This window comes from Brevibacterium sp. SIMBA_078 (genome assembly GCF_046534565.1).
Lineage (GTDB): Bacteria > Actinomycetota > Actinomycetes > Actinomycetales > Brevibacteriaceae > Brevibacterium.
In genome coordinates this window covers 1,089,447-1,110,654 of the sequence record NZ_JAWRYQ010000001.1, presented here as the reverse complement: position 1 = coordinate 1,110,654, position 21,208 = coordinate 1,089,447, and the positions used below count along the sequence as shown (strand labels likewise).

At 61.7% G+C, this 21,208-nt stretch carries 18 protein-coding genes and 2 tRNA genes; 9 read left to right on the top strand and 11 right to left on the bottom strand.

Features of this window, described 5'->3' with window-relative positions:
* Positions 1-209: 209 nt before the first annotated feature.
* Positions 210-1,076, bottom strand: a complete 867-nt coding sequence (locus tag SB749_RS04940; RefSeq protein WP_410709330.1) for an endo alpha-1,4 polygalactosaminidase — start codon at positions 1,074-1,076, stop codon at positions 210-212.
* A gap of 188 nt (positions 1,077-1,264) precedes the next feature.
* Between SB749_RS04940 and SB749_RS04935 the strand changes: the two genes are divergently transcribed.
* Complete coding sequence (locus tag SB749_RS04935; protein WP_410709329.1) at positions 1,265-1,864, top strand: hypothetical protein; 600 nt, start codon at positions 1,265-1,267, stop codon at positions 1,862-1,864.
* 83 nt (positions 1,865-1,947) lie between these two features.
* On the opposite strand, the gene SB749_RS04930 is transcribed toward SB749_RS04935, so the two are convergent.
* The 9 genes from SB749_RS04930 to dnaA all read right to left on the bottom strand — a co-directional run bounded on the left by SB749_RS04930 (position 1,948) and on the right by dnaA (position 13,227).
* Positions 1,948-2,020 (bottom strand) — tRNA-Ala (locus SB749_RS04930).
* A 170-nt stretch (positions 2,021-2,190) separates the two neighbouring features.
* Positions 2,191-2,264 (bottom strand) — tRNA-Ile (locus SB749_RS04925).
* Between the two features lie 152 nt (positions 2,265-2,416).
* Positions 2,417-3,277, bottom strand: coding sequence for a DUF3566 domain-containing protein (locus SB749_RS04920; protein ID WP_410709328.1), 861 nt, complete (start codon positions 3,275-3,277; stop codon positions 2,417-2,419).
* Complete coding sequence (gene gyrA, locus SB749_RS04915; RefSeq protein WP_410709327.1) at positions 3,274-5,841, bottom strand: DNA gyrase subunit A; 2,568 nt, start codon at positions 5,839-5,841, stop codon at positions 3,274-3,276. Before gyrA ends, SB749_RS04920 begins: the two co-directional genes overlap by 4 nt.
* A gap of 140 nt (positions 5,842-5,981) precedes the next feature.
* Positions 5,982-7,979 carry a DNA topoisomerase (ATP-hydrolyzing) subunit B gene (gene gyrB / locus SB749_RS04910; RefSeq protein WP_410709326.1) on the bottom strand — a complete coding sequence of 666 codons (1,998 nt, stop codon included), beginning with the start codon at positions 7,977-7,979 and terminating at the stop codon, positions 5,982-5,984.
* 219 nt (positions 7,980-8,198) lie between these two features.
* The gene (locus tag SB749_RS04905; RefSeq protein WP_101546518.1) at positions 8,199-8,711 is read right to left on the bottom strand and encodes a DUF721 domain-containing protein; all 513 of its coding nucleotides are present in this window, start codon (positions 8,709-8,711) and stop codon (positions 8,199-8,201) included.
* On the bottom strand, positions 8,708-9,844 hold the full coding sequence (recF, locus tag SB749_RS04900; RefSeq protein ID WP_410709325.1) for a DNA replication/repair protein RecF: 1,137 nt from the start codon (positions 9,842-9,844) through the stop codon (positions 8,708-8,710). The genes SB749_RS04905 and recF overlap by 4 nt, the downstream gene beginning before the upstream one ends.
* The gene (dnaN, locus tag SB749_RS04895; RefSeq protein WP_172173149.1) at positions 9,845-10,984 is read right to left on the bottom strand and encodes a DNA polymerase III subunit beta; all 1,140 of its coding nucleotides are present in this window, start codon (positions 10,982-10,984) and stop codon (positions 9,845-9,847) included.
* 557 nt (positions 10,985-11,541) lie between these two features.
* On the bottom strand, positions 11,542-13,227 hold the full coding sequence (dnaA, locus tag SB749_RS04890) for a chromosomal replication initiator protein DnaA (RefSeq protein WP_370035077.1): 1,686 nt from the start codon (positions 13,225-13,227) through the stop codon (positions 11,542-11,544).
* Between the two features lie 415 nt (positions 13,228-13,642).
* Between dnaA and rpmH the strand changes: the two genes are divergently transcribed.
* From rpmH to SB749_RS04855, 7 genes are all read left to right on the top strand, one after another.
* Positions 13,643-13,780 (top strand): 50S ribosomal protein L34, encoded by a 138-nt coding sequence (rpmH, locus tag SB749_RS04885; protein WP_039211706.1) that lies wholly within the window; start codon positions 13,643-13,645, stop codon positions 13,778-13,780.
* Positions 13,781-13,782: 2 nt separating this feature from the next.
* Complete coding sequence (rnpA, locus tag SB749_RS04880; RefSeq protein WP_410709324.1) at positions 13,783-14,148, top strand: ribonuclease P protein component; 366 nt, start codon at positions 13,783-13,785, stop codon at positions 14,146-14,148.
* Positions 14,132-14,488, top strand: a complete 357-nt coding sequence (gene yidD, locus SB749_RS04875) for a membrane protein insertion efficiency factor YidD (protein ID WP_248283866.1) — start codon at positions 14,132-14,134, stop codon at positions 14,486-14,488. The genes rnpA and yidD overlap by 17 nt, the downstream gene beginning before the upstream one ends.
* 132 nt (positions 14,489-14,620) lie before the next feature.
* Positions 14,621-15,574, top strand: a complete 954-nt coding sequence (gene yidC, locus SB749_RS04870; protein ID WP_410709323.1) for a membrane protein insertase YidC — start codon at positions 14,621-14,623, stop codon at positions 15,572-15,574.
* An 8-nt stretch (positions 15,575-15,582) separates the two neighbouring features.
* Positions 15,583-16,140 carry a protein jag gene (locus tag SB749_RS04865; protein WP_139909522.1) on the top strand — a complete coding sequence of 186 codons (558 nt, stop codon included), beginning with the start codon at positions 15,583-15,585 and terminating at the stop codon, positions 16,138-16,140.
* The gene (rsmG, locus tag SB749_RS04860; RefSeq protein WP_410709322.1) at positions 16,133-16,813 is read left to right on the top strand and encodes a 16S rRNA (guanine(527)-N(7))-methyltransferase RsmG; all 681 of its coding nucleotides are present in this window, start codon (positions 16,133-16,135) and stop codon (positions 16,811-16,813) included. The genes SB749_RS04865 and rsmG overlap by 8 nt, the downstream gene beginning before the upstream one ends.
* Before the next feature lie 65 nt (positions 16,814-16,878).
* Positions 16,879-17,775: a ParA family protein gene (locus SB749_RS04855; RefSeq protein WP_139467600.1), complete on the top strand. Its 897-nt coding sequence runs from the start codon at positions 16,879-16,881 to the stop codon at positions 17,773-17,775.
* Here SB749_RS04855 and SB749_RS04850 read toward each other — a convergent pair.
* Positions 17,692-18,600, bottom strand: coding sequence for a hypothetical protein (locus SB749_RS04850; protein ID WP_410709321.1), 909 nt, complete (start codon positions 18,598-18,600; stop codon positions 17,692-17,694). The genes SB749_RS04855 and SB749_RS04850 overlap by 84 nt on opposite strands.
* Between SB749_RS04850 and SB749_RS04845 the strand changes: the two genes are divergently transcribed.
* Positions 18,581-19,777, top strand: a complete 1,197-nt coding sequence (locus SB749_RS04845; RefSeq protein WP_410709320.1) for a ParB/RepB/Spo0J family partition protein — start codon at positions 18,581-18,583, stop codon at positions 19,775-19,777. The genes SB749_RS04850 and SB749_RS04845 overlap by 20 nt on opposite strands.
* Positions 19,778-21,208 lie beyond the last annotated feature (1,431 nt).

The following is a 21,208-nucleotide window of genomic DNA, read 5'->3' as shown; positions in this document are numbered from 1 at the left end:
TGTGCGGGTGAGCTGTCGCTGGACAAGACGGTGCTCCGTTCGGATGTGTCTGAGGGGCCCGGGATGTGGGCGGAGGTCGCACGCAGATGCCGAATCGACGCGCAGACGAAAGTTTCAACAGCATCTCAGACTAACGTATTCCCGAATACCTCCGACAGTGGGGAGAACCCGAAACTGCGGCGATCTTCGTCACTGCTCGCTCGGTCTCCTCAGCAGGTGTCGTATCGGTAGCCACGATCGCCGGCTGCGACGAGATCGCGGTCGCGCAGGATCATCAGCGGCGGGCGTTCCGGGACGGCGCAGGCGTCCGCGAAGTCCAGCCCCGCCTCGGCGAGGGTGTGGGGGTATTCGATGGCGAGGACACGGTCGCCGTAGACGGAGGTGAACCGGTCGCATTCGTCGTAGGCTGCGCATTCCTCGGTCACGGCGAAGTCGAAGCCGAGCTGAGAATGAGCGGTGTCGGCGAGTTCGGCCGCGTTCTTCTGCGCGATCGACAGGCCCTTGGCGTGGGCACGGTCGACGTACGCGGCCGCGAGTTCCAGGGCACCGCCTCGGTCGATGTCGGGGAATCGGTCGGCCGTATCGAGATTGTCGATCTCCACGGCGTCGAATCCGGATTCGGCGCAGCCGTCGATGACGGGGCCGATGATGTCGAGGATCTGGGATCGTCGGTCTGCGGTCGAGGGATCGAGGATGTGTTCGTCGGGCCAATCGGGGTCGACGACCAGGTCACCGGCGGCATCGTGGAGCAGCAGATCCGTGTGGTCACGCCAGTCCGCCGCCCCGTCGGGTTGGGTCTGGAATCCGTTGACGTAGCAGATAGAGTACGCCCCAGTCAGGGGTGCAGCACCGGCATCCCGGACGACGATATCGATACGGCCCTGCGGATCCGGCAGCGAGTCATAGGTTCCGCCGAGCTGGTAGTCGAAAGTTCCTGACGTCGGCGGCGACGGTGCTGTCGATGCCTGTGTCGGCGGCGAAGCGCTCGCTGAGCAGCCGCCGATCGCTACGGCGATGCCGAGGACCGCCGCGGCCGCTATCCACCGCGGTGGGATCGGGCTCAGCGGAGGTCTCATGGACTCACTGTAGACGGAGGTGGCCGGCGTCGATGTCGGAGCGGAGTTCATTCTCTCTTCGATTCGACGTATCGGATGTTCACCGCGGCGCTGTTAGCGTCGGCTGAGGAGCCGACCCGTCACCGAGGCGGATCGTCTCCAGGCAAGTCAGTACCAGTCACACAGTCAAGCGGAACGAACGGATGAGAATGACTCTGAAGAACGTCACCACGAAGACCATGACAGCTGCGATGCTCGCCGGAGCCACCGTGCTCGGCTCCGGTTCGATGGCCTCCGCCGCCCAGCCGGCGGCACCGCCGGCCGCCTCTGCGGGAGCCGCGAACGCGGCGGCCGAGAACTCGGCTGCGGCCGCGGAATCCGGCACCGCCTCGGCGAGCCCGGAGGCGGAGAAGAAGTTTTCAGACATCGGGGACTTCCTCAAGCACTACAAAGGAGAGTCGCTGGCGAACTCACAGGGCGGCTATCAGGGAGAATGCGTCAGCCTCATCTCCCGGGCGCTCGAAGAGGTCCACGGCGTCGACCACGGACCGTGGGGCAATGCCGTCGACTATCAGGCGGGCGGATCCGGCGGGGACAAGATGAAGGCGAACGGCTTCACCTGGCACACCGAACAGAAGTTCGAGAACGGCGACATCCTCGTCTGGGGCAATGGTGACAACACCACCGCCTTCGGTCACATCGGCATCTACTACAAGGGCCAGGTGTGGCATCAGAACTTCAACGGCGACCGCAGCCTGCACACCTATGACGGGCTCATCGACGGCTACCTCGGGTACTGGCGAGCCTGAGCGTCCACGGAAACGACGAAGGCTCCGAACCGTAATCGGTTCGGAGCCTTCGTTCTACGAGTGCTGTCTCAAAACTACTCGAGTGGAGGTAAGGGGACTCGAACCCCTAACCCTCTGCTTGCAAAGCAGATGCGCTACCAATTGCGCCATACCCCCGGACGGGTTCACACCCTCACACCGAGTCGGTGTGTTCGGACCATTCGGCTTGGGCACTCTGGTTCTGGTGCCGCCACCCGAAGAACACTCCCAGTCCCACTAACGTGAGACCGCTGAGAATCCATCTTCTCATGATCCTCCTCGAAAGGAAATCCTGTTGTGACAGGACGTGGGCCTACCTGGACTTGAACCAGGGACCTCTTCGTTATCAGCGAAGCGCTCTAACCGCCTGAGCTATAGGCCCTCATCGGGTGAACCCGAAGTAAAACAATACCCAGCCACCGCAGCTAAACACAAATCGACGCCCAGTGACCCCTCTCACACCCTCCCAGAACTACCTGACGGCGGCTCAGCAACCTCGCGCGAGGTTGCTGAGCCGCCGTCAGGTAGCAATTATTAGTCGTCGGTGAGGGTGAGGCTGAATCCGCCGGCGATGAGGGAGCCGATGTTGTAGATGAAGGCCGCCAACGTCGACAGCGCCGTCATCAGCACGATGTTGATAACCGCGATGATGAAGCCGGCCGCAACAACCCGGCCGAAGCCGAAGATGCCGACGATCCGCTCGGCCGACTCTGCTCCGGCGAGCTCGCTCATCGTCGATTCGAGGCCACTCATCACACCGGTCGCCTGCAGGACGACCCACAGGACGATGAAGGCGACGATCGTGGCGATGCCGATCGCCACGGACATGAGGAACGACATCTTCATGACCGACCACGGGTCGACCGCGGAGACGGTGAGACGGACGGTGCGGGGGCCCTTTTTCTTCTTGCCCTTCCCACTGTCGACCATGTTCTTCACGCCCATCTTCACGCTGCCGGAGCTGGCGCGGACGGTGTTCGCGGCATTTCCCATCACCGAGGTGGCGCCGCGGTTGCCGCCGCCCGATCCCTGGGGGCCCGATCCTTGTGAACCGGAAGTCGGTGCGCCGGATCCCTGCGAACCGGTCTGAGCACCCGATCCCTGGGACCCGGTGTGAGCCGATGGCGTCGAGCCGGCCGAGGGCGCCCGGTTGGGCTTCGGCGAGGCCTTCGGAGCGGGAGGTGCGACGACGGTGGCGTTCTGGCTGTTCGGTCCCGAAGAGCCGTGACCGGAGCCGGATCCCTGTTTTGCACCGGTTCCCGACCCGGAGTTCGAACCTGAACCGCTTGCTGCAGCCGACTTGTCATCGGACTTCGACGATCCGGCCGTCAGACGGGTCGAGCCGCTCGACGTGCGTATGATCTTGCCTGAGCCTGGCTGTTTGCTATCGCTCACTCTTCCACATCCTCGTTGCCGGTCTGAGGCTCTGCGACCTCACCTTCCGGGACTTCGGCATCGTCTTCGCTTTCGATCTCGTCTTCGACCTCGGCTTCGGGCCCACGGGTCACTGCGATAATACGGTCTTTCTTGTCCGGTTTCGCGAACACCACACCCATGGTGTTGCGTCCCTTCGCCGGAACTTCATCGATGCTCGACCGAACGATCTTACCGCGCTCCATGACCACGAGGACCTCCTCACCGTCTTCGACGATGAGTCCGCCTACCAAGTCTCCGCGCTGTTCGGTGATCTTCGCAACCCGGATTCCCAGACCGCCACGCCCCTGCAGACGGTACTCGTCGACCGGCGTGCGCTTGGCGAACCCGGCCTCCGTGACGACGAAGACGTAGGTGTCCGGCCGAACGACGTCCATCGTGAGCAGCTCGTCGTCGTCCTTGAACTTCATCCCGGTGACACCGCCGGTGACTCGGCCCAGGGGACGGATCGACTCGTCATCGGCGGCGAAGCGGATCGACATGCCCTTGCGCGAGATCAGCAGCAGGTGATCCTCGGCGCCGACGATGCGGGCCGAGACCAGCTCATCGGGCTGACCCTTGTATTCACGCAGGTTGATGGCGATGACACCGCCGGTGCGGTTCGAGTCGTAATCGCTCAGGCGGGTCTTCTTCACCACACCGGAACGGGTGGCGAGGATGAGGAAGTCGGCGACCTCGTAGTCCCGGATCGACAGCACCTGGGCGATCGTCTCACCCGGCTGGAGGGCGAGCAGGTTCGCCACGTGCTGGCCCTTGGCGTCCCGTGAGCCCTCGGGAAGCTCATAGGCCTTCGCCCGGTACACGCGACCGGTGTTCGTGAAGAACAGCAGCCAGTTGTGTGTGGAGGTGACGAAGAACTGTTCGACGACGTCGTCGCCGCGCAGTGCCGCGCCCTTGATGCCCTTGCCTCCGCGGTGCTGGGCCCGGTACAGGTGCGTCTGGGTCCGCTTTGCGTAACCGCCGCGGGTGATCGTGACGACGACCTCTTCCTCGGGGATGAGGTCTTCCATGGACACATCCCCGTCGAATCCGGCGAGGATCTTCGTCCGGCGATCATCACCGTAGCGCTCGACGATCTCGTCGAGTTCCTCGGACACGATCTCACGCTGGCGAGCCGGGGTTGCCAGGATGTGGTTGTACTCGGCGATCTGCTGCTCGATCTTCTCGGCCTCTTCCTGGATCTTCAGACGCTCCAGTGCGGCCAGTCGGCGCAGCTGCAGGTCGAGGATCGCATTGGCCTGTAGTTCGTCGACCTCGAGCAGCTCCATCAGTCCGGTCCGTGCCTCGTCCGAGGACGGGGAGCGGCGGATCAGGGCGATGACCTCGTCGAGGGCGTCGAGGGCCTTGAGGTAGCCGCGCAGGATATGAGCGCGTTCCTCGGCCTTGCGCAGACGGAACTGCGTGCGACGGACGATGACTTCGATCTGGTGCTTGACCCACAGGCGCAGGAACGAGTCGATGCTCAGTGTGCGCGGCACGCTGTCGACGAGGGCCAGCATGTTCGCGGAGAAGTTCTCCTGCAGCGACGTGTGCTTGTACAGGTTGTTGAGCACGACCTTGGCCACGGCATCGCGCTTGAGCACGATGACCAGGCGCTGACCGGTGCGGCCCGAGGACTCGTCGCGCAGATCGGCGATGCCGGCGACCTTGCCGTCCTTGACGTAGGAGGCGATCTTCGCGGCCAGGGTGTCCGGGTTGACCATGTACGGCAGCTGGGTGACGACGAGGCAGGTGCGGCCCTGGATCTCTTCGACTTCGACGACTGCTCGCTGGGTGATCGATCCGCGACCGGTGCGATAGGTGTCCTCGATGCCCTTGCGGCCGAGGACCGTCGCGCCCATCGGGAAGTCGGGCCCCTTGATGATGCCGAGGAGGGCTTCGAGAGCCTCTTCCTTGCTCGCCTCCGGGTGGGACAGCAGCCACTGTGCGCCCTGGGCGACCTCACGCAGGTTGTGCGGAGGAATGTTCGTGGCCATACCCACGGCGATGCCGGCCGAGCCGTTGACCAGCAGGTTCGGGAACCTCGAGGGCAGAACCATGGGTTCCTGGTTGCGGCCGTCGTAGTTGTCCTGGAAGTCGACTGTGCCTTCTTCGATGTCCCGGACCATCTCCATGGCCAGGGGCGCCATCTTGCACTCGGTATAACGCGGTGCGGCCGCTCCGTCGTCGCCCGGGGAGCCGAAGTTGCCCTGACCGGCCACGAGCGGGTAGCGCATCGTCCACGGCTGTACGAGGCGGACCATGGCGTCGTAGATCGCCGTGTCGCCGTGCGGGTGGTACTGGCCCATCACGTCGCCGACGACGCGCGAGCACTTGGAGAAGTTGCGGTCGGGGCGGTACCCGCCGTCGAACATCGCGTAGAGCACGCGGCGATGGACGGGCTTGAGTCCGTCGCGGACGTCGGGCAGGGCACGGCCGACGATCACGCTCATCGCGTAATCGAGGTACGACCTCTGCATCTCGAGGTTGAGATCAACCTGTTCGATCCGGTTGATTTCTGTTCCGATATCGTTCTCGTCGGCCAATGTGGGCTCTTCCCTTGTGTTCGTACCGTGTCCGGCTGGATCTCAGCCGTGTGCGGCGGCGATTGGTGCGTGCAAAGAATGGGTGCGGTGCGTCCGGTCTCCCACCCTCACCGAGGCGGCTGCCCGGTGAGGACGGATGATCAGATATCGAGGAAGCGGACGTCCTTCGCGTTCTCCTGGATGAAGCGGCGACGCGAATCCACGTCGTCGCCCATGAGGACGGTGAAGATCTCGTCGGCGACGATCGCATCGTCGAGCGACACCTGCTTGAGCAGCCGGTGGTCGGGATCCATCGTCGTCTCCCACAGCTCCTCGTAGTTCATCTCGCCCAGACCCTTGTAGCGCTGGATCGCGAGATCCTTGGGCAGTCGCTTGCCGGCGGCCCGCCCGGTCTCGAGCAGTCCGTCGCGTTCCTTGTCGGTGTAGGCGAACTGGTGCGGGGCGTTCGACCACTTGATGCGGTAGAGCGGCGGGGTCGCGAGGTAGACGTAGCCGTGCTCGATGAGCGGCTTCATGTACCGGAAGATCAGCGTCAGCAGCAGGGTCGTGATGTGCTGACCGTCGACATCGGCGTCGGCCATGAGGACGATCTTGTGATAGCGCAGCTTCTCGAGATCGAATTCCTCACCGATGCCGGTGCCGAAGGCCGTGATCATCGCCTGGACTTCGTTGTTGCCCAGGGCGCGGTCGAGTCGAGCCTTTTCGACGTTGAGGATCTTTCCGCGCAGCGGCAGGATCGCCTGAGTGTTCGGGTTGCGGCCCTGAGTCGCCGAGCCGCCGGCCGAGTCACCCTCGACGATGAAGACTTCGGATACGAAAGGGTCCTTCGACTGGCAGTCCTTGAGCTTGCCGGGCATACCCGAAGACTCGAGCAGTCCCTTGCGGCGAGTGGCCTCACGGGCCTTGCGGGCGGCCAGGCGGGCCTGGGAGGCCTGCAGCGCCTTGCGCACGACGTCCTTGGCCTGGGCCGGGTTCGACTCGAACCAGTGTCCGAGTTCGTCGCGGACCACCCGCTGGACGAAGCCCTTGACCTCGGAGTTGCCGAGCTTCGTCTTCGTCTGACCCTCGAACTGGGGATCGCCGAGCTTGACGGAGATGACGGCCGTGAGACCCTCGCGGATGTCATCGCCGGTGAGGTTCGGGTCCTTGTCGCGCAGCAGCTTCTGTTCCTTCGCATACGCATTGACCAGCGAGGTCAGAGCCGTGCGGAAGCCCTCTTCGTGGGTGCCGCCCTCATGGGTGTTGATGACGTTGGCGTAGGTGTGGACGGACTCGTTGTACGACGTCGTCCACTGCATCGCGATCTCAAGTGCGAGAGTCTGTTCGCCCTCTTCGGCTTCGAAGACGATGACATCGGGGTGGACGAGGTCGGCCTTCTTCGTCGAGTTGAGGTACTCGACATAGTCGAGCAGACCGTTCGCGTACTCGTAGGTCACGGTGCGCGGCTTCCACTCGGTCGCCTCGTCCTCGTCGATCTGGACATCGTCGTCATCGACTTCGTTGTGGCGCTCATCGGTGAGGCTGATCTTCAGGCCCTTGTTGAGGAAGGCCATCTGCTGGAAGCGCGCACGGAGGTACTCATAGGAGAAGTCCGTGGTCTCGAAGATCGAGCCGTCCGGCCAGAAGGTCACGGTCGTGCCCGTTTCATCGGTGGCTTCGCCGCGCTGCAGTTCGCCGTTGGGCACGCCACGGTCGAAGTCCATCGTCCATACGTAGCCGTCGCGCCTGACCTCGACCTCGAGTCGTTCGGACAGTGCGTTGACGACGGTCGAACCCACACCGTGGAGACCGCCTGCCACGGCGTATCCGCCGCCGCCGAACTTACCGCCGGCGTGGAGGATCGTGAGGATCACCTCGACGGTCGGCTTGCCTTCCGTCGGGTGCATCGCCACCGGCATTCCGCGGCCGTCATCGGCGACACGGACGCCTCCGTCGGCGAGGATGGTGACCTCGATATGATCGCAGTAGCCGGCCATCGCCTCGTCGACCGAGTTGTCGACGATCTCCTGAACGAGGTGGTGGAGACCACGTTCCGAGGTCGAACCGATGTACATGCCGGGCCGTTTTCGGACTGCCTCGAGACCCTCGAGAACAGTGATGTCGCCGGCATCATAATGAGGCTGATCCTCGGTCGTCATATGACTCCTTGTTCGGATGGTCGCTATCAGCTCCCCATTCTACCGCGCCGCAGGCTGAAATGCCCGTAAGCGGCCTGTGAAGGCGTATTTCCCGAATTTTCGTGCCGCAGATGTACCCCCGGACAGGTAAGGGAGCGGCTATGGCCGTTTAAGGCCCTCTGTGTTCTTCTCAGAAATACAGGGATTCTTCCCGGAATTTCGCCGAGGCGGCTGCCCACTTCACCCGAATGTGTCCCGAGGTCCGCGGCCGGCCACCGATCGTCGACCGCGTTTGAAGCTGCGTCCCTGTGGCCCCTTGATCTCGATCTCGGTGATCGTCGCCGAGCCCAGCCCTTCCTCGAGTCTGCGCAGGATCGTCGGTTTGAGCACTCGCAGCTGGGTCGCCCAGGTCGTCGAGTCTGCGGCGATGACGAGCAGTGGAGGAGAGAAGTCGACGGGGGTCGCGTGCTGGGCCACCTGGGGTCCGACGAGGTCGGGCCACCGGCCGAGCACCTTGCCGATGTCGAGTGAGGACGACCAGCCGCGGTCCGTGATGAGCGAACCGAGCACAGATGACACGGTCTTCGGGTCACGGCCGTCTCGACCCGACCCCGAGTAGACGGCTTCGCCGCGCAGGCGGGAACGGCGACGGCTGCGGACGAACTTCGCTTCGGTGACCTCCATCCGGCGGACTCGGTCGAGGGCTTCGAGTGCGGCGACGGGAGTGGAGTAGTCCCGGTCGATGCCGCTCATGATGCGCCGCTCTGCAGGAGTCGGGACTGGTCGATCCGGATTCCTTCGAGACCATCGGGCAGATCGGAGTCGACGGCCGCGGTGATGAAGACCTGTTCGGCCGATGTCACTCTGGAAGCCAGACGCTGACGCCGACCGGTGTCGAGTTCGGCGAAGACGTCATCGAGGACGAGGATCGGCTGTTCAGCGGCGCTTCCGGCATCGGCGGAGAGCAGATCCCACCCTGCCAGCTGCATGGCCAGCGCCAGCGACCAGGTCTCTCCGTGAGACGCATAGCCCTTCGCCGGATGGGTTCCGATCATCAGCGAAAGATCATCGCGACCGGGTCCGTGCAGGGTCAGTCCGCGCTCGATCTCAGTCGTGCGGCGACGATCGAGGGCCGCCAGCAGCAGCTCCTTGCAGTCGGCAGCGGATGCGGCCTGTGAGTAGTCGATGCGCGGATCGTAGGCGATGTGGGCGCCTTGCCGTTCCAGCCGGGCATCGGCTGCGATATAGGCGAAGTTCGTCTGCAGCGGTTCGACGATATCGGCGAGGATCCGCTGGCGCCCGAAGACGAGTTCGGCAGCGGAGTCCGCGTAGGCCATGTTCCAGATGTCGAGAGTCGCCTCGAGGCCGGGATCGCGGTCCTCGCGGAGCCGTTTGAGCAGAGCATTGCGCTGTTTGAGTGCCCGTTCGAAGTCCGTGATGATCGAGGCGAAGCGCGGATTGCGCGCCACGACGAGCGTGTCGATCCACGACCGGCGTTCAGCCGGTTCACCGCGGACCAGACTGAGGTCCTCGGGAGCGAAGACGACACAGGAGACGAAGCCGAGGATGTCCTTGAGCTTCACCGCATTGCGGTTGACCCGGGCCCGGTTGGCACCTTTGGCCTGGATCGTCACCTCGACGGTGGCATGCCGTTGATCCCGGTTGACCAGTGCGGACACCGTCGCAGCCTGACGCCCCTCATGGACGAGCGGAGCGTCGAAGGCCACCCGGTGGGAGCGCTGATGAGCGAGATACCCGATCGCCTCGACGATATTGGTCTTCCCGGTCCCATTGTCGGCCACGAATGTGGTGACTCCGGGTGAGAACTCGAGGTCGAGCTCCGGATACGACCGATAGTCACGCAGGGAGAGTCGGGATATCCACATTCAGATGCGCGTGGGCATGAGCAGATAGCGATAGGACTCGTCGGCAGGACCGTCGAGTTCCTTCTGCCCGGAGATGATGACCGGCTTCATCGGCTGCGTGAAGGAGAAGTTCACGTACGGGCTCTCGACAGCGGCGAGACCTTCGGCGATGTAGTGCGGGTTGAAGCCGACGGTGATCTCGTCGCCCTGGAGCGTGGCTTCGACGGCTTCGGAGGCCTGAGCGTCGTCACCGGTGCCGGCGTGGAGGGTGAGCATGCCGTCGGTGACCTCGAAGCGCAGCGGGGTGTTGCGTTCTGCCACGAGCGAGACACGGCGAACGGCTTCGCGCAGCACGGCAGTCTCGACGATGGCGTGGATCGGAACCGAATCCGGGAACAGCGAGCGGACTTTCGGGTACTCGCCCTCGATGAGCAGCGAGGTGGTGACTCGACCCGCCGAGGTGAAGGAGATGAGGTCCTTGCCGGCATCGGTGCTCAGACCGATCGTGACATCGCCGCCGAGGGACTTCGAGACATCGGAGAGCGTACGTCCGCGCAGCAGGGCCACGGCCGAGACGTCGGGGCGACCCGGGTTCCAGGTGAACTCGCGAACGGCCAGACGGTAGCGGTCGGTGGCGAGCATAGTGACCTTCTCGCCCTCGATCTCGACTCTCACGCTGGTGAGGATCGGCAGGGTGTCGTCCTTCGAGGTCGCGATCGTGACCTGCGAGACGGCGTTTTGGAACTCACCGGCCGAAACGGTGCCGGAGTCATCGGGGATCTGCGGCAGCGCGGGGTATTCGGCCACGGGCATCGTCATGAGTGAGAAGCGCGAGGATCCGCAGGTGACGTCGACCTTCGCATCGATCTGTTCGAGGGTGACCTCTTGGTTCGGCAGAGCCTTGGAGATGTCGGCGAGCAGACGTCCGGAGACGAGGACCGTTCCTGCGGAGGCGACGTCGGCGACGATCTCGACGCGGGATGAGACTTCGTAGTCGAAGACGGCCAGACGCACTGTGCCGCCGGCTTCGGCGGTGATGAGAATACCGGTGAGGACCGGAGCGGAAGGACGGTTGGGCAGAGTCTTGGTCGCCCAGGCAACAGCGTCAGCGAGAACGTCGCGATTGACTTTGAACTTCAAGGGGGATGCTTCCGCGTTCACTTTACTCCTTCGGGGTGGCCACCCGACCTGCACTGGGCATCTGGCACGAGATTCCGGGTTGCGAGTCACAGGCTCGATACTGCTCGGAAAACTTTACACAGCCTATCCGATTTGTGCCCACCTCAGGAGTGCCGGCCGAAAAGGGATGCCGAGGGTGCTCAGCGACCGAATCTCGCATTCGAGAATCGGCCGGGATCCTGTGTTCGAATATTCTGCAGGTCCATGACTCTCTCGACCTCGAGCTCATGAGCTCGAAGCTCATCCCCCGCAGCAGTCGGTGGCGGTCGCCCTCTTAGGAGTTGAATTCACTTGGTAGAAGTATCAGCACTTGTGGAGACTGTGGACAAGTGCCGCTTACCCCAGAGTAATCAAGGGTTCTGATCCATTATGAGCTTGTGGATGCCATGTGCACCGCGACCGAGACGTCGGTGGGCGCTTGGGTAAACACAAGCATGTAGTTCACATCTTTCCACCCGTGGACCAGTTTTGTCCACCGCTCTTTCCCCAAGCTGTGAGCAATTGTCCCCAGGGTTATCCACAGATGTGTATGACGTCTTCTATAGGCGGTGCTGTTGTTTAATGCGGTTTGTGAGTTCGGTGACCTGGGTGTAGACGGCCCGTCGTTCAGCCATCTGAGTTCGAATCTTCTTGTTCGCGTGCATCACGGTGGTGTGATCGCGTCCACCGAACGCCTGTCCGATCTTCGGCAGGGAGAGGTCGGTGAGCTCACGGCACAGATACATGGCGATCTGCCTGGCCGTCGTCAGAGTCCTGGACCGGGAGGTTCCGCACAGGTCGTCGAGGGTGAGGCTGAAGTAGGCAGCGGTCTGGCCCATGATGTCCGCGGCCGTGACCGCGGGGGTGTCATCGGGGGTGATGAAGTCCTTGAGAACGGTCTCGGCCAAGGAGACGTCGATCTGCTGATCGTTGAGGTTGGCGAATGCCGTGACCCGGATGAGGGCGCCTTCGAGTTCGCGGATGTTCGAGGACACACGGGAGGCGATGTATTCGAGGACATCGTCGGGAACATCGAGCTGCTCGGCTGCGGCCTTGCGGCGCAGAATCGCGAACCGAGTCTCCATGTCCGGAGGCTGCACGTCCGTGAGCAGACCCCATTCGAATCGGGAGCGCAGCCGCTCTTCGAAGCCCTTGAGCATCTTCGGCGGCTGATCGGAGGTGATGACGACCTGTTTGGCCTCATTGTGCAGGGCGTTGAATGTATGGAAGAACTCTTCGACGGTCGCATCCTTGCCCTGTAGGAACTGGATGTCGTCGATCATGAGGATGTCGACCTCGCGGTAGCGGCGCTGGAAGGCGGGACGCAGAGCATTCGAGGTCTTCGATGAGCCGATCGTATTGATGAAGTCGTTGACGAACTCTTCGCTGGAGACGTACTTCACTCGGATCTCTGGGAACAGCTGTGTCGCGTAGTAGCCGATCGCGTGGAGCAGGTGGGTCTTGCCCAATCCCGAGTCCCCATAGATGAACAGAGGATTGTAGGCCTTGGCCGGTGCCTCGGCGACAGCGAAGGCCGCTGCATGGGCGAACCTGTTGGAAGCGCCGATGACGAAGGTGTCGAAGGTGTATTTCGGGTTGAGCTGAGCGACGCCGGGAGCATCGACGGGCGGGCCCATCGGGGCGGCTGTCGCCTCGGCGATCTTCATCTCACGGTCAGTCATGCCGGAATCGTCGGGAGCCTGCGGCTGCGAGGCGGGCGTCTGCGTTGCCGGAAGCGCCGATGCCTGAGCCTGTGGCATCTGGGTACCCGAGGTCTGCGCAGCCGGCTGGCCCTGGTGCGGCTGAGCGAATTCGGGCGTCGAATGATCGGCGGGTGCCGGCCGGACCGGTTCGGTCGCCTCGGTGGGGGTGGGTTCAGGGGATCCCGTCGCCGAGGTGGAGGTGACCGGATCGATGGGAACCTGGGTTCCAGGGGTCGACTCTCCAATGAGGTCTTCGAAGCGGATCGGCACGTCGAGTTCAGGATCGACGACGAAGCCGAAGGTCACCTCGAAACCGAGCACCTTTGAGAACTCCCTGGTCAGAGGGCCGAGCAGTCGGGTCTCGATGGTGCGGCGGGTGTGTTCGTCACGCACGGCGAGAAGGATGAGCGCATTGTCGACGAGGGCCTTCGGCAACGCGAGGGAGAGGAATCCCTTCTGATGCGACGTGAGGTCTGGGTCCTGTTCCAGGTTTGAGACCACCGTGTGCCAGCGGCCGATGAGCTCATTCTTGGAATTCGACACCGTCACATTTCCTCAGCTTTCAAAAAATTCGTTCTGGCGTGATCCACACCTGTGCATGACTTCCACATAGTTTTCCACAGAATGTGGACTAGTGCCGACTCAGCCCAGTGAATCTCCACACTCGTGGATAAGCTTGTGGAAAACTACATGGGTGTGACTTGTGGATGGGCCTTGATGACGCGAACGCGAACGGCGATGAATTTCGGGCGAGCGTGACGTGAAACATGCGGATCCCGTTTGACCGGTCCGATTCCGCCTCGCTAAGATGGAGTGTCCTGTGTACCGGGCTTCATCCGATTATCCTGATTATCTTTTGGCTCTTATGCACAGGAGTGCTCGGCGGTCGAGACTCGCACCGCCGTTTTTTGTGAGAACGCACCGGCGTTCACCCGCAACCTAGAAATCGGAGACTGAAGTGAGCAAGCGTACATTCCAGCCCAACAACCGTAAGCGCGCCAAGAAGCACGGCTTCCGTCTGCGTATGCGCACCCGCGCGGGCCGCTCGATCCTGGCTGCACGTCGTCGCAAGGGACGTTCCGACATTTCGGCCTGAGCATGCTTGACGCGGCACATCGGATCCGCAGCGGCGAAGACTTCAGACGAATCTTCAGAGCCGGGGTCCGGGTGCGCACAGAGCATCTCATGGCGCACAGCCTGAGAGACACCGATGATACCCACGCTGCACGCGTGGGTTTCATCGTATCCAAGGCCGTCGGAAATGCCGTGGTGCGCAACCGCACCAAACGCCGCCTGCGCGAGATCATGCGTGCGCGGCTCGGTAAGCTGAGATCAGGAGATCTGTTCGTCATCCGGGCGCTGCCGCATGCCGGACAGGTCGACTTCGCCGTACTGTCCGCCGAGGTCGACGAGCTGCTGGTCAAGGCAGAGAAGAAGCTGGAACGTCGTGGACGCCGAGCATGATCTGAAGCATGTCTCCGAGGTGCCCCGCCGGCCGGCAGGTTTCTGGCCGACACTCGGCTGGATCGTCCTGATCGGACCGAGGATGCCGTTCGTCTGGTTCATCCGCGCCTATCGGATCGTGATCTCACCTCTCTACGGCCAAGTGTGTCGCTACTACCCCAGCTGCTCCATGTACGGTCTCGAGGCGTTCGAGATACACGGAGTTCTCAAGGGCGTGGTGTTAACTGGGTGGCGAATACTGCGCTGCAATCCGTGGTCGCACGGAGGTGTCGACCACGTGCCGGGCTCGGCGCGGGAGGCCAGGTCGAAGACCATCCACCGCGGTCAGGCACACACCTGAACATATTGAACTTGCAGTCCGCGCACGAGCGTGAAGATGCGGACTGCCTCGGGGCACACGTCGTGTCGCGCAGACCTGTGAACAATGGCAAAATGAACTTCGCGCAAGAATCGGTGTAACGAGGAGAACTGAATGGACTGGATGGACAAGCTGCTCTACCCGCTGCAGTGGGTAGTTGCTTGGATCCTCGCGATCTTCCACGAGATCTTCACCGCAATCGGTCTCGAGGCCGCCAGCGGTTGGACCTGGGTCCTCTCGATCGCCGGACTGACCGTGGTCATCCGTGCTCTCCTCATCCCCCTCTTCGTCTACCAGATCAAGTCGCAGCGCAAGATGCAGCTGCTGCAGCCGGAGATCCAGCGCCTGCAGGCGAAGTACAAGGGCAAGAAGGACCAGTACTCCCGCCAGGCCATGGCCGAAGAGCAGATGGCGCTGTTCCGCGACAACAAGACGAGCCCGTGGGCATCGTGTCTGCCGCTGCTCGTGCAGATGCCCATCTTCTTCTCGCTCTTCCGCGTCATCCACAATATGCCGAAGGTCGCCTCCGGTGACGTCGGAGCCATCGGCGGTTTCACGCAGCAGCTGGCGATTCAGGCCGAGCAGTCCTCGATCTTCGGCATCAGCCTTTCGGCGGTCTTCACCGACCCGGGCTTTGCGGTCAAGCTGCTGACAGGTGTCCTCATCGTCATCATGGCCGCCACCATGTTCATCACGCAGAAGCAGATGATGGCGAAGAACATGTCGGAGTCGGCAATGGCCAACCCGATGATGCAGTCGCAGAAGATGCTGCTCTACGTGATGCCTCTCGTCTTCGGCATCGGCGGAATCTACTTCCCGCTCGGTGTCCTCATCTACTGGCTGGTCTCGAACACTTGGACGATGGCCCAGCAGCACATGGTCATCCGCAATATGCCCGCTCCCGGCTCGAAGGCCGAGAAGGAGATGCTTGAGCGCAAGGCTCGCAGGGGCAAGACTGTGAAGCAGGACGAGCTCAAGGGATCGACCGTCACCGAGGAGGCCCCGAAGAAGAGCGGCCAGCGGCAGCAGCCTGTGAGCAAGAACCGTAAGAAGAACAAGAAGCGCTGAGGACAGACATGACCGAAGAGAAGATCGACGAGACCTCCGAACAGACACCGGAAGAGACTCCGGAGGAGACCTCGCCGAAGCCGAGCCGTGCCGAACTCCTCGAAGAAGAGGGCGAGATCGCCGCGGACTACCTCGAAGAGCTGATGGATCTGGCCGATATCGACGGCGATATCGATATCGATGTCGCCGACGGCCGTGCACAGCTGTCCATCGTCTGCGAGGACGACGAGGACTCCAACCTGGGCACCCTGGTCGGCCGTGAGGGCCGCACCCTCGGTGCGCTTCAGGAACTCAGCCGTCTGGCGGTGCAGACTCAGACCGGTCAGCGGTCGTGGCTGATGCTCGATATCGACGGTTTCCGCAACAGTCGTCGCGAAGAGCTGATCAAGAAGGCCAAACGCGCGATCGCCGAAGTCAAGGACGGCGGCGAGGAGTTCGCGTTCAAGCCGATGAACAGCTTCGAGCGCAAGATCATCCACGACCAGGCTGCCCGCGCCGGTCTGGTTTCGGAGTCCGAGGGTGAGGGCGACGGTCGTCATGTCGTCATCCGGCTCGCCGATGACTGATCAGCCCGAGAACGACACCGAGCTCTCGAACGAGTCGACGCCGGCGGAGATCGAGTCGCCTCCGTCCGGCACCGAAGAGTACTTCGGTGCGGCTTATCCTGCCGCGCAGCGGTATGCCGAACACCTGGCCACCACCGGAATAGAGTGGGGTCTCATCGGACCGCGCGAGGTCGATCGACTGTGGACCCGGCACATCCTCAACTGCGCTGTTGTTGCCGAATACATCAATGAAAATGATGTCGTCGGTGATGTCGGCAGCGGCGCCGGACTGCCGGGTATTCCGATCGCACTGATGCGCCCCGAGGCGAAGATCGTTCTCATCGAACCGATGGAGCGCCGTGTCGAATGGCTGAACATGGTCGTCGACGATCTGGGACTCGAGAACGTGCGGATCGTGCGTGCTCGCGTCGAGGAGCTCGTCGACGAGGAGATGTTCACGGTCGTCACCGCACGCGCGGTCAAGGCGATGACGACTCTGATCGAATGGACCCGCGAGGTCATCAGCCCCGGGGGCCGGATCCTCGCCCTAAAGGGAGCTTCCGTCGAAGGCGAGCTGGTCAAGGCGAAGAAACTGATCAAACGGTATCGACTGTCCCAACCTCAGATCCACGTCGTCGATGGCGGCGGCATCCTCGAGGTCCCGAGTCGTGTCGTCGAGATCGTCAAGAAATAGTACGAAGTAGAGTTGGTCTAGGCTGGAAGAGCCTTGTGAAACCGATGGATGATGGAGTGCGCCCTATGCCGATCATGGATGAGTCGTCTCCCATTGGTGCCGCGATTGCACGGGACAACCGGCGTGCGGATCGACTGTCGCAGACAACCTTTCCACGGCCGGACTCGACCCGTATCTTTACGATCGCGAACCAGAAGGGTGGCGTCGGAAAGACCACGACGGCGGTGAACATCGCAGCGGCCCTGGCCAATCAGGGGCTCAACGTCCTGCTCATTGACATCGATCCGCAGGGAAACGCGAGCACCGCGCTGGGTATCGACCACTATTCCGAGGTCACGAGCATCTACGACGTCCTCATCGATGACGTTCCGATGCGCGAGGCGGTGGCGCAGTGTCCGGATTTCGACACTCTCAAGTGCGTGCCGGCCACCATCGATCTCGCCGGCGCGGAGATCGAACTCGTGTCCCTCGTCGCACGTGAACAGCGACTGCAGCGTGCCTTGGGCATCTACCTCAAGGAGGAGGAAGCAGCGGGAGATCGCGTCGACTACATCATCATCGACTGCCCGCCCAGCCTCGGTCTGCTGACGGTGAACGCTTTCGTGGCCGCTCGCGAAGTCCTCATCCCGATCCAGTGCGAATACTATGCACTCGAGGGCCTCAGCCAGCTGCTGAAGAACATCCAGCTCATCCAGAAGCATCTCAATCCCGAATTGGCGATCACGACGATTCTGCTGACGATGTATGACGGACGGACGAACCTCAGTGCTCAGGTCGCTGAAGATGTGCGTACTCACTTCCCGGAGCAGGTCCTCGGTACCGCCATTCCGCGCTCGGTGAGGATCTCTGAGGCACCGAGCTACGGCCAGACCGTGATCTCATATGACCCACATTCCAGCGGTGCCCTGTCTTATCGGGAAGCCGCCGAAGAAATTGCGAATCGAGGAGTAAGTCGTGGTTGAACGCAAAAAGAGGGGCCTGGGGCGGGGCCTCGGAGCATTGATCCCCGACGCGAACTCCAATGATCGTCCGGTGGATGTGTTCTTCTCCGGCGGGAACGCGGAAGACGGCAAACGCGAGAGCGAGACGAAGACGTCACGTACTGCGCGCACGGACCCAGCTGCGTCTATGCAGTCGTCCCGACGACGCAAGCCGAAGGCTTCCGGGACAACTCGATCGACCTCCGCGACTTCCGGGGCAGATACCGAGACTGAGACTGCTGCCTCGAAGACAGCGTCCTCGAAGGCCGGGTCGACAAAATCGGGAACGACCAAGGCTGCGTCGTCCAAGACCTCTGGGTCCAAGACCTCTGCGTCCAAGCCCGCGGGTTCGAAGTCGACCGCCTCTGAATCGACCGCCTCTGAATCGACCGCTTCTAAGTCCACTGCGTCTAAGTCGACAGGGACGAAGACGGCGACCTCCAAGACGACGGGAACGAAGGCCTCGACGGCGAAGTCGAGCGCATCGAAGGCCAGTGCATCGAAGGCCACCGGGAGCGGTTCCTCCAGAACTTCTGCTGGCGCCGAATCGACGTCAACGAAGACGAAGGCTGGGTCTTCTGCTCGGCCGGCGTCCGGTCCGTCCTCTGCTACCCCAGCGGAGAGCGCAGAGAAGGCGTCTGCAGCGCCGAAGAATACGACGCGGAAGACATCGTCCTCCGCCGCGGTTTCTGGCTCCGCGGCGAGCTCAGGCGAAATGGAGACTCCAGCGGCGAGATCGTCTGCTGAATCCAGTTCGGCTGAGCCGACCGGCAATGAGTCGGTCGACGTGAGCTCTGACCTTATCAATGACTCTCAGTCCTCAGAGTCCGCCGCAGCAGCGTCGACCGAGGACGATGTTCGCGAAACGCATCCGGGCGTTTACACGTCGTCTGGTCGAAGCCATGACGACAACGAGGCGGATGAAGAGGTTCGGTCCGAGGGCACCGAAGTTCATGAACAAGCAGCCACTACGCATGTAGTGAATGCTGAGTCAGAAGATTCCGAAGGTGAGTCTCGACTGGCGGAGACCTCGGATTCAGATACTTCAACAGCTACTGAATCCAATGCAGGGAAGAGTACTTCATCCTCGACCGAAGAATCGGCAGACTCCGACACCTCGGAGACCGCCGATGAGGGCGATCTCGAAGATTATGAAGGCGTCGAATCGATTCCGGATACCGAGTTCGGTGAGATTGACGTCGATCTGATCGATGCGAATCCCAGGCAGCCGCGAACGGTCTTTGACGAAGATCTGCTGGCGGAATTGGTCCACAGCATTCGTGAGATCGGCGTCCTTCAGCCTGTCGTCGTCAGGCAGAAGCCGAGCGACCGCTCGCGCTTCGAGCTCATCATGGGTGAGAGGCGTCTTCGCGCGACGAAGGACGCTGGTCTGTCGACGATTCCGGCAATCATCCGGTATGTCGAAGACACAGACCTCCTCCGTGACGCGCTTCTGGAGAACCTGCACCGTGCAGAGCTCAATCCACTAGAAGAGGCAGCGGCTTATGGCCAGCTGCTCGAAGACTTCGGGTGCACGCAGGAAGAGCTGTCCGAGCGTATTGGGCGTTCTCGGCCACAGATCTCCAATACCCTGCGTCTGTTGCGCCTGCCTCCTCTCGTGCAGAGGAGGGTGGCTGCCGGCGTCATTTCGGCTGGTCATGCCCGGGCGATTCTCGGCCTGCGCGATCCGGAGCATATGGAAGTGCTAGCGCAGCGAATCGTTGCTGAGGGTCTATCCGTCAGGGCATCGGAAGAAGCTGTCGTTCTGCTCAACCGAGGTGATTCGATCAATGTTTCACGTGCAACGACAAAGGTGGCCCCGGAGTTCCTCGCGGTAGCTGAACGTTTGGGCGATCGTCTCGACACCAAAGTGAACATCTCCGTTGGCAAACGCAAAGGCAAGCTGAGTGTGGAGTTTGCGAATCAAGAGGATCTCGACCGTATTCTCGGTCTGTTGGGAATCTCGAATGAGGACGCACTCTGAACAGAATGCAATAGGTGAAGATGGGCTTTGGGATGTTTCCCTGAAGCCCATTCTTTTGTCGCGGACGCTGCCTGAAACAGTGTGTGAGTTTCCACGGGCAAGGCGCTGGAACGTCACTATCGACATTCTCCAGGTGGGTTTTCGCTGATGCGTCGACGGCCCCACCGTTTCACGTGAAACGGTGGGGATGCTGGCTGCCGTTCGACTCGTCGACCGACCAACGAGGTCGTCGGAAGTATTCATCCCTGTTCCGTCCAATCACCTCGAAGCATGGATTAGATCGCTAGTATGAACGTTTCTAGTGGTGAGTTCTGCACCCGTTAGGTGTGCGCTGGTGAGACGAGGAGGCCCACTGTTAGTCTGCGGGTTTCAGGAATGCATCTTCTAGTAGATGTGGGTAGAAAGTCTGAAAGCGTCTTTATGCTGGTCACCTATCAGGAGTGCGTTGCCTAAGGCGCTGTTTCACGTGAAACGGGACGGTCAGATCGGCCGCCGTAGCTTCGACTGGAGCGGCCATACTCTGGTTCGAGACAAGTAGGAGTACTTGCTGAAGGTAGGTCGAAACTGAGTAGATGTCGCTGTCTCACGTGAAACGCGCGGCAGCTATTCTAACGAAATAGGGGGCGTGCGAATCGGAACTTATGTCATATCCCTACAGAATCTCGTCAAATTCAAACGAGGTACGTTGGTGCTAATGTGCCTAGGTCGTTCTCTGCTTCAATATCGGACGAGTCGATGTTTCACGTGAAACCGTTGTTAATGCCTTGCGTAGACAGAGGTGACTGCGCCCGCGATGCCCTTACCGGACCCCCAACAGGACAACGATTCGGACAGCTCTCTACGCGTCCAATTGGTTAGGGATTTCGGTTTATCAGCTTTCGACTTTCGCCTCCTGAGAATGGCCGATCCACCCTTCAGACGCTAATGAACGGTTTCAGGAACACCCCTTCCGCCTCCGTGATTTAACGCCCTGCGGATCGAGCGCCGTTGGTCGGCGCGGTATGAACTGACGAATTCGAGCGTCTGGGTTCCGCCGGATAGCGCATCATCGTGGGTACACACCCTATATTGCGGTAAGTGTGTTCCGGTGATTCTGCTGGCTAGTCGAATTGGATCGACGAGAGCGGGAGTGGCGTTTCATGTGAAACAAGTCTGGATGGAATGGAATTCGTAGATCGGAGCCTCTCTTTGGGCGTCATTGGAGAATCGAACGGTCTTCTACGGCTCAATGCTGCTGTCTGCAATCTAATGTCGATTCAATGGCTGACTGCAGTTGATCGCTGTCGTAGTGTCCACGGACAATCGTCAAGAGCATCTTTCCTCGGGCCCGACGTACCCGGCAACCCGGTGAGCGTGTTTGGAATGACGAGCTGAATCCAGGAGGTGGCGAATAGGATGGTGCCTCAGACGATATCGACGTATTCAGCGTAC

Bases quoted from the DNA above. Each gene is read 5' to 3' on its own strand.
- SB749_RS04940 (WP_410709330.1), bottom strand. From the start codon at position 1,076: ATGAGACCTCCGCTGAGCCCGATCCCACCGCGGTGGATAGCGGCCGCG.
- SB749_RS04935 (WP_410709329.1), top strand. From the start codon at position 1,265: ATGACTCTGAAGAACGTCACCACGAAGACCATGACAGCTGCGATGCTC.
- gyrB (WP_410709326.1), bottom strand. From the start codon at position 7,979: ATGACGACCGAGGATCAGCCTCATTATGATGCCGGCGACATCACTGTT.
- SB749_RS04905 (WP_101546518.1), bottom strand. From the start codon at position 8,711: ATGAGCGGCATCGACCGGGACTACTCCACTCCCGTCGCCGCACTCGAA.
- recF (WP_410709325.1), bottom strand. From the start codon at position 9,844: ATGTGGATATCCCGACTCTCCCTGCGTGACTATCGGTCGTATCCGGAG.
- rnpA (WP_410709324.1), top strand. From the start codon at position 13,783: ATGCTTGACGCGGCACATCGGATCCGCAGCGGCGAAGACTTCAGACGA.
- yidC (WP_410709323.1), top strand. From the start codon at position 14,621: ATGGACTGGATGGACAAGCTGCTCTACCCGCTGCAGTGGGTAGTTGCT.
- SB749_RS04865 (WP_139909522.1), top strand. From the start codon at position 15,583: ATGACCGAAGAGAAGATCGACGAGACCTCCGAACAGACACCGGAAGAG.
- rsmG (WP_410709322.1), top strand. From the start codon at position 16,133: ATGACTGATCAGCCCGAGAACGACACCGAGCTCTCGAACGAGTCGACG.
- SB749_RS04855 (WP_139467600.1), top strand. From the start codon at position 16,879: ATGCCGATCATGGATGAGTCGTCTCCCATTGGTGCCGCGATTGCACGG.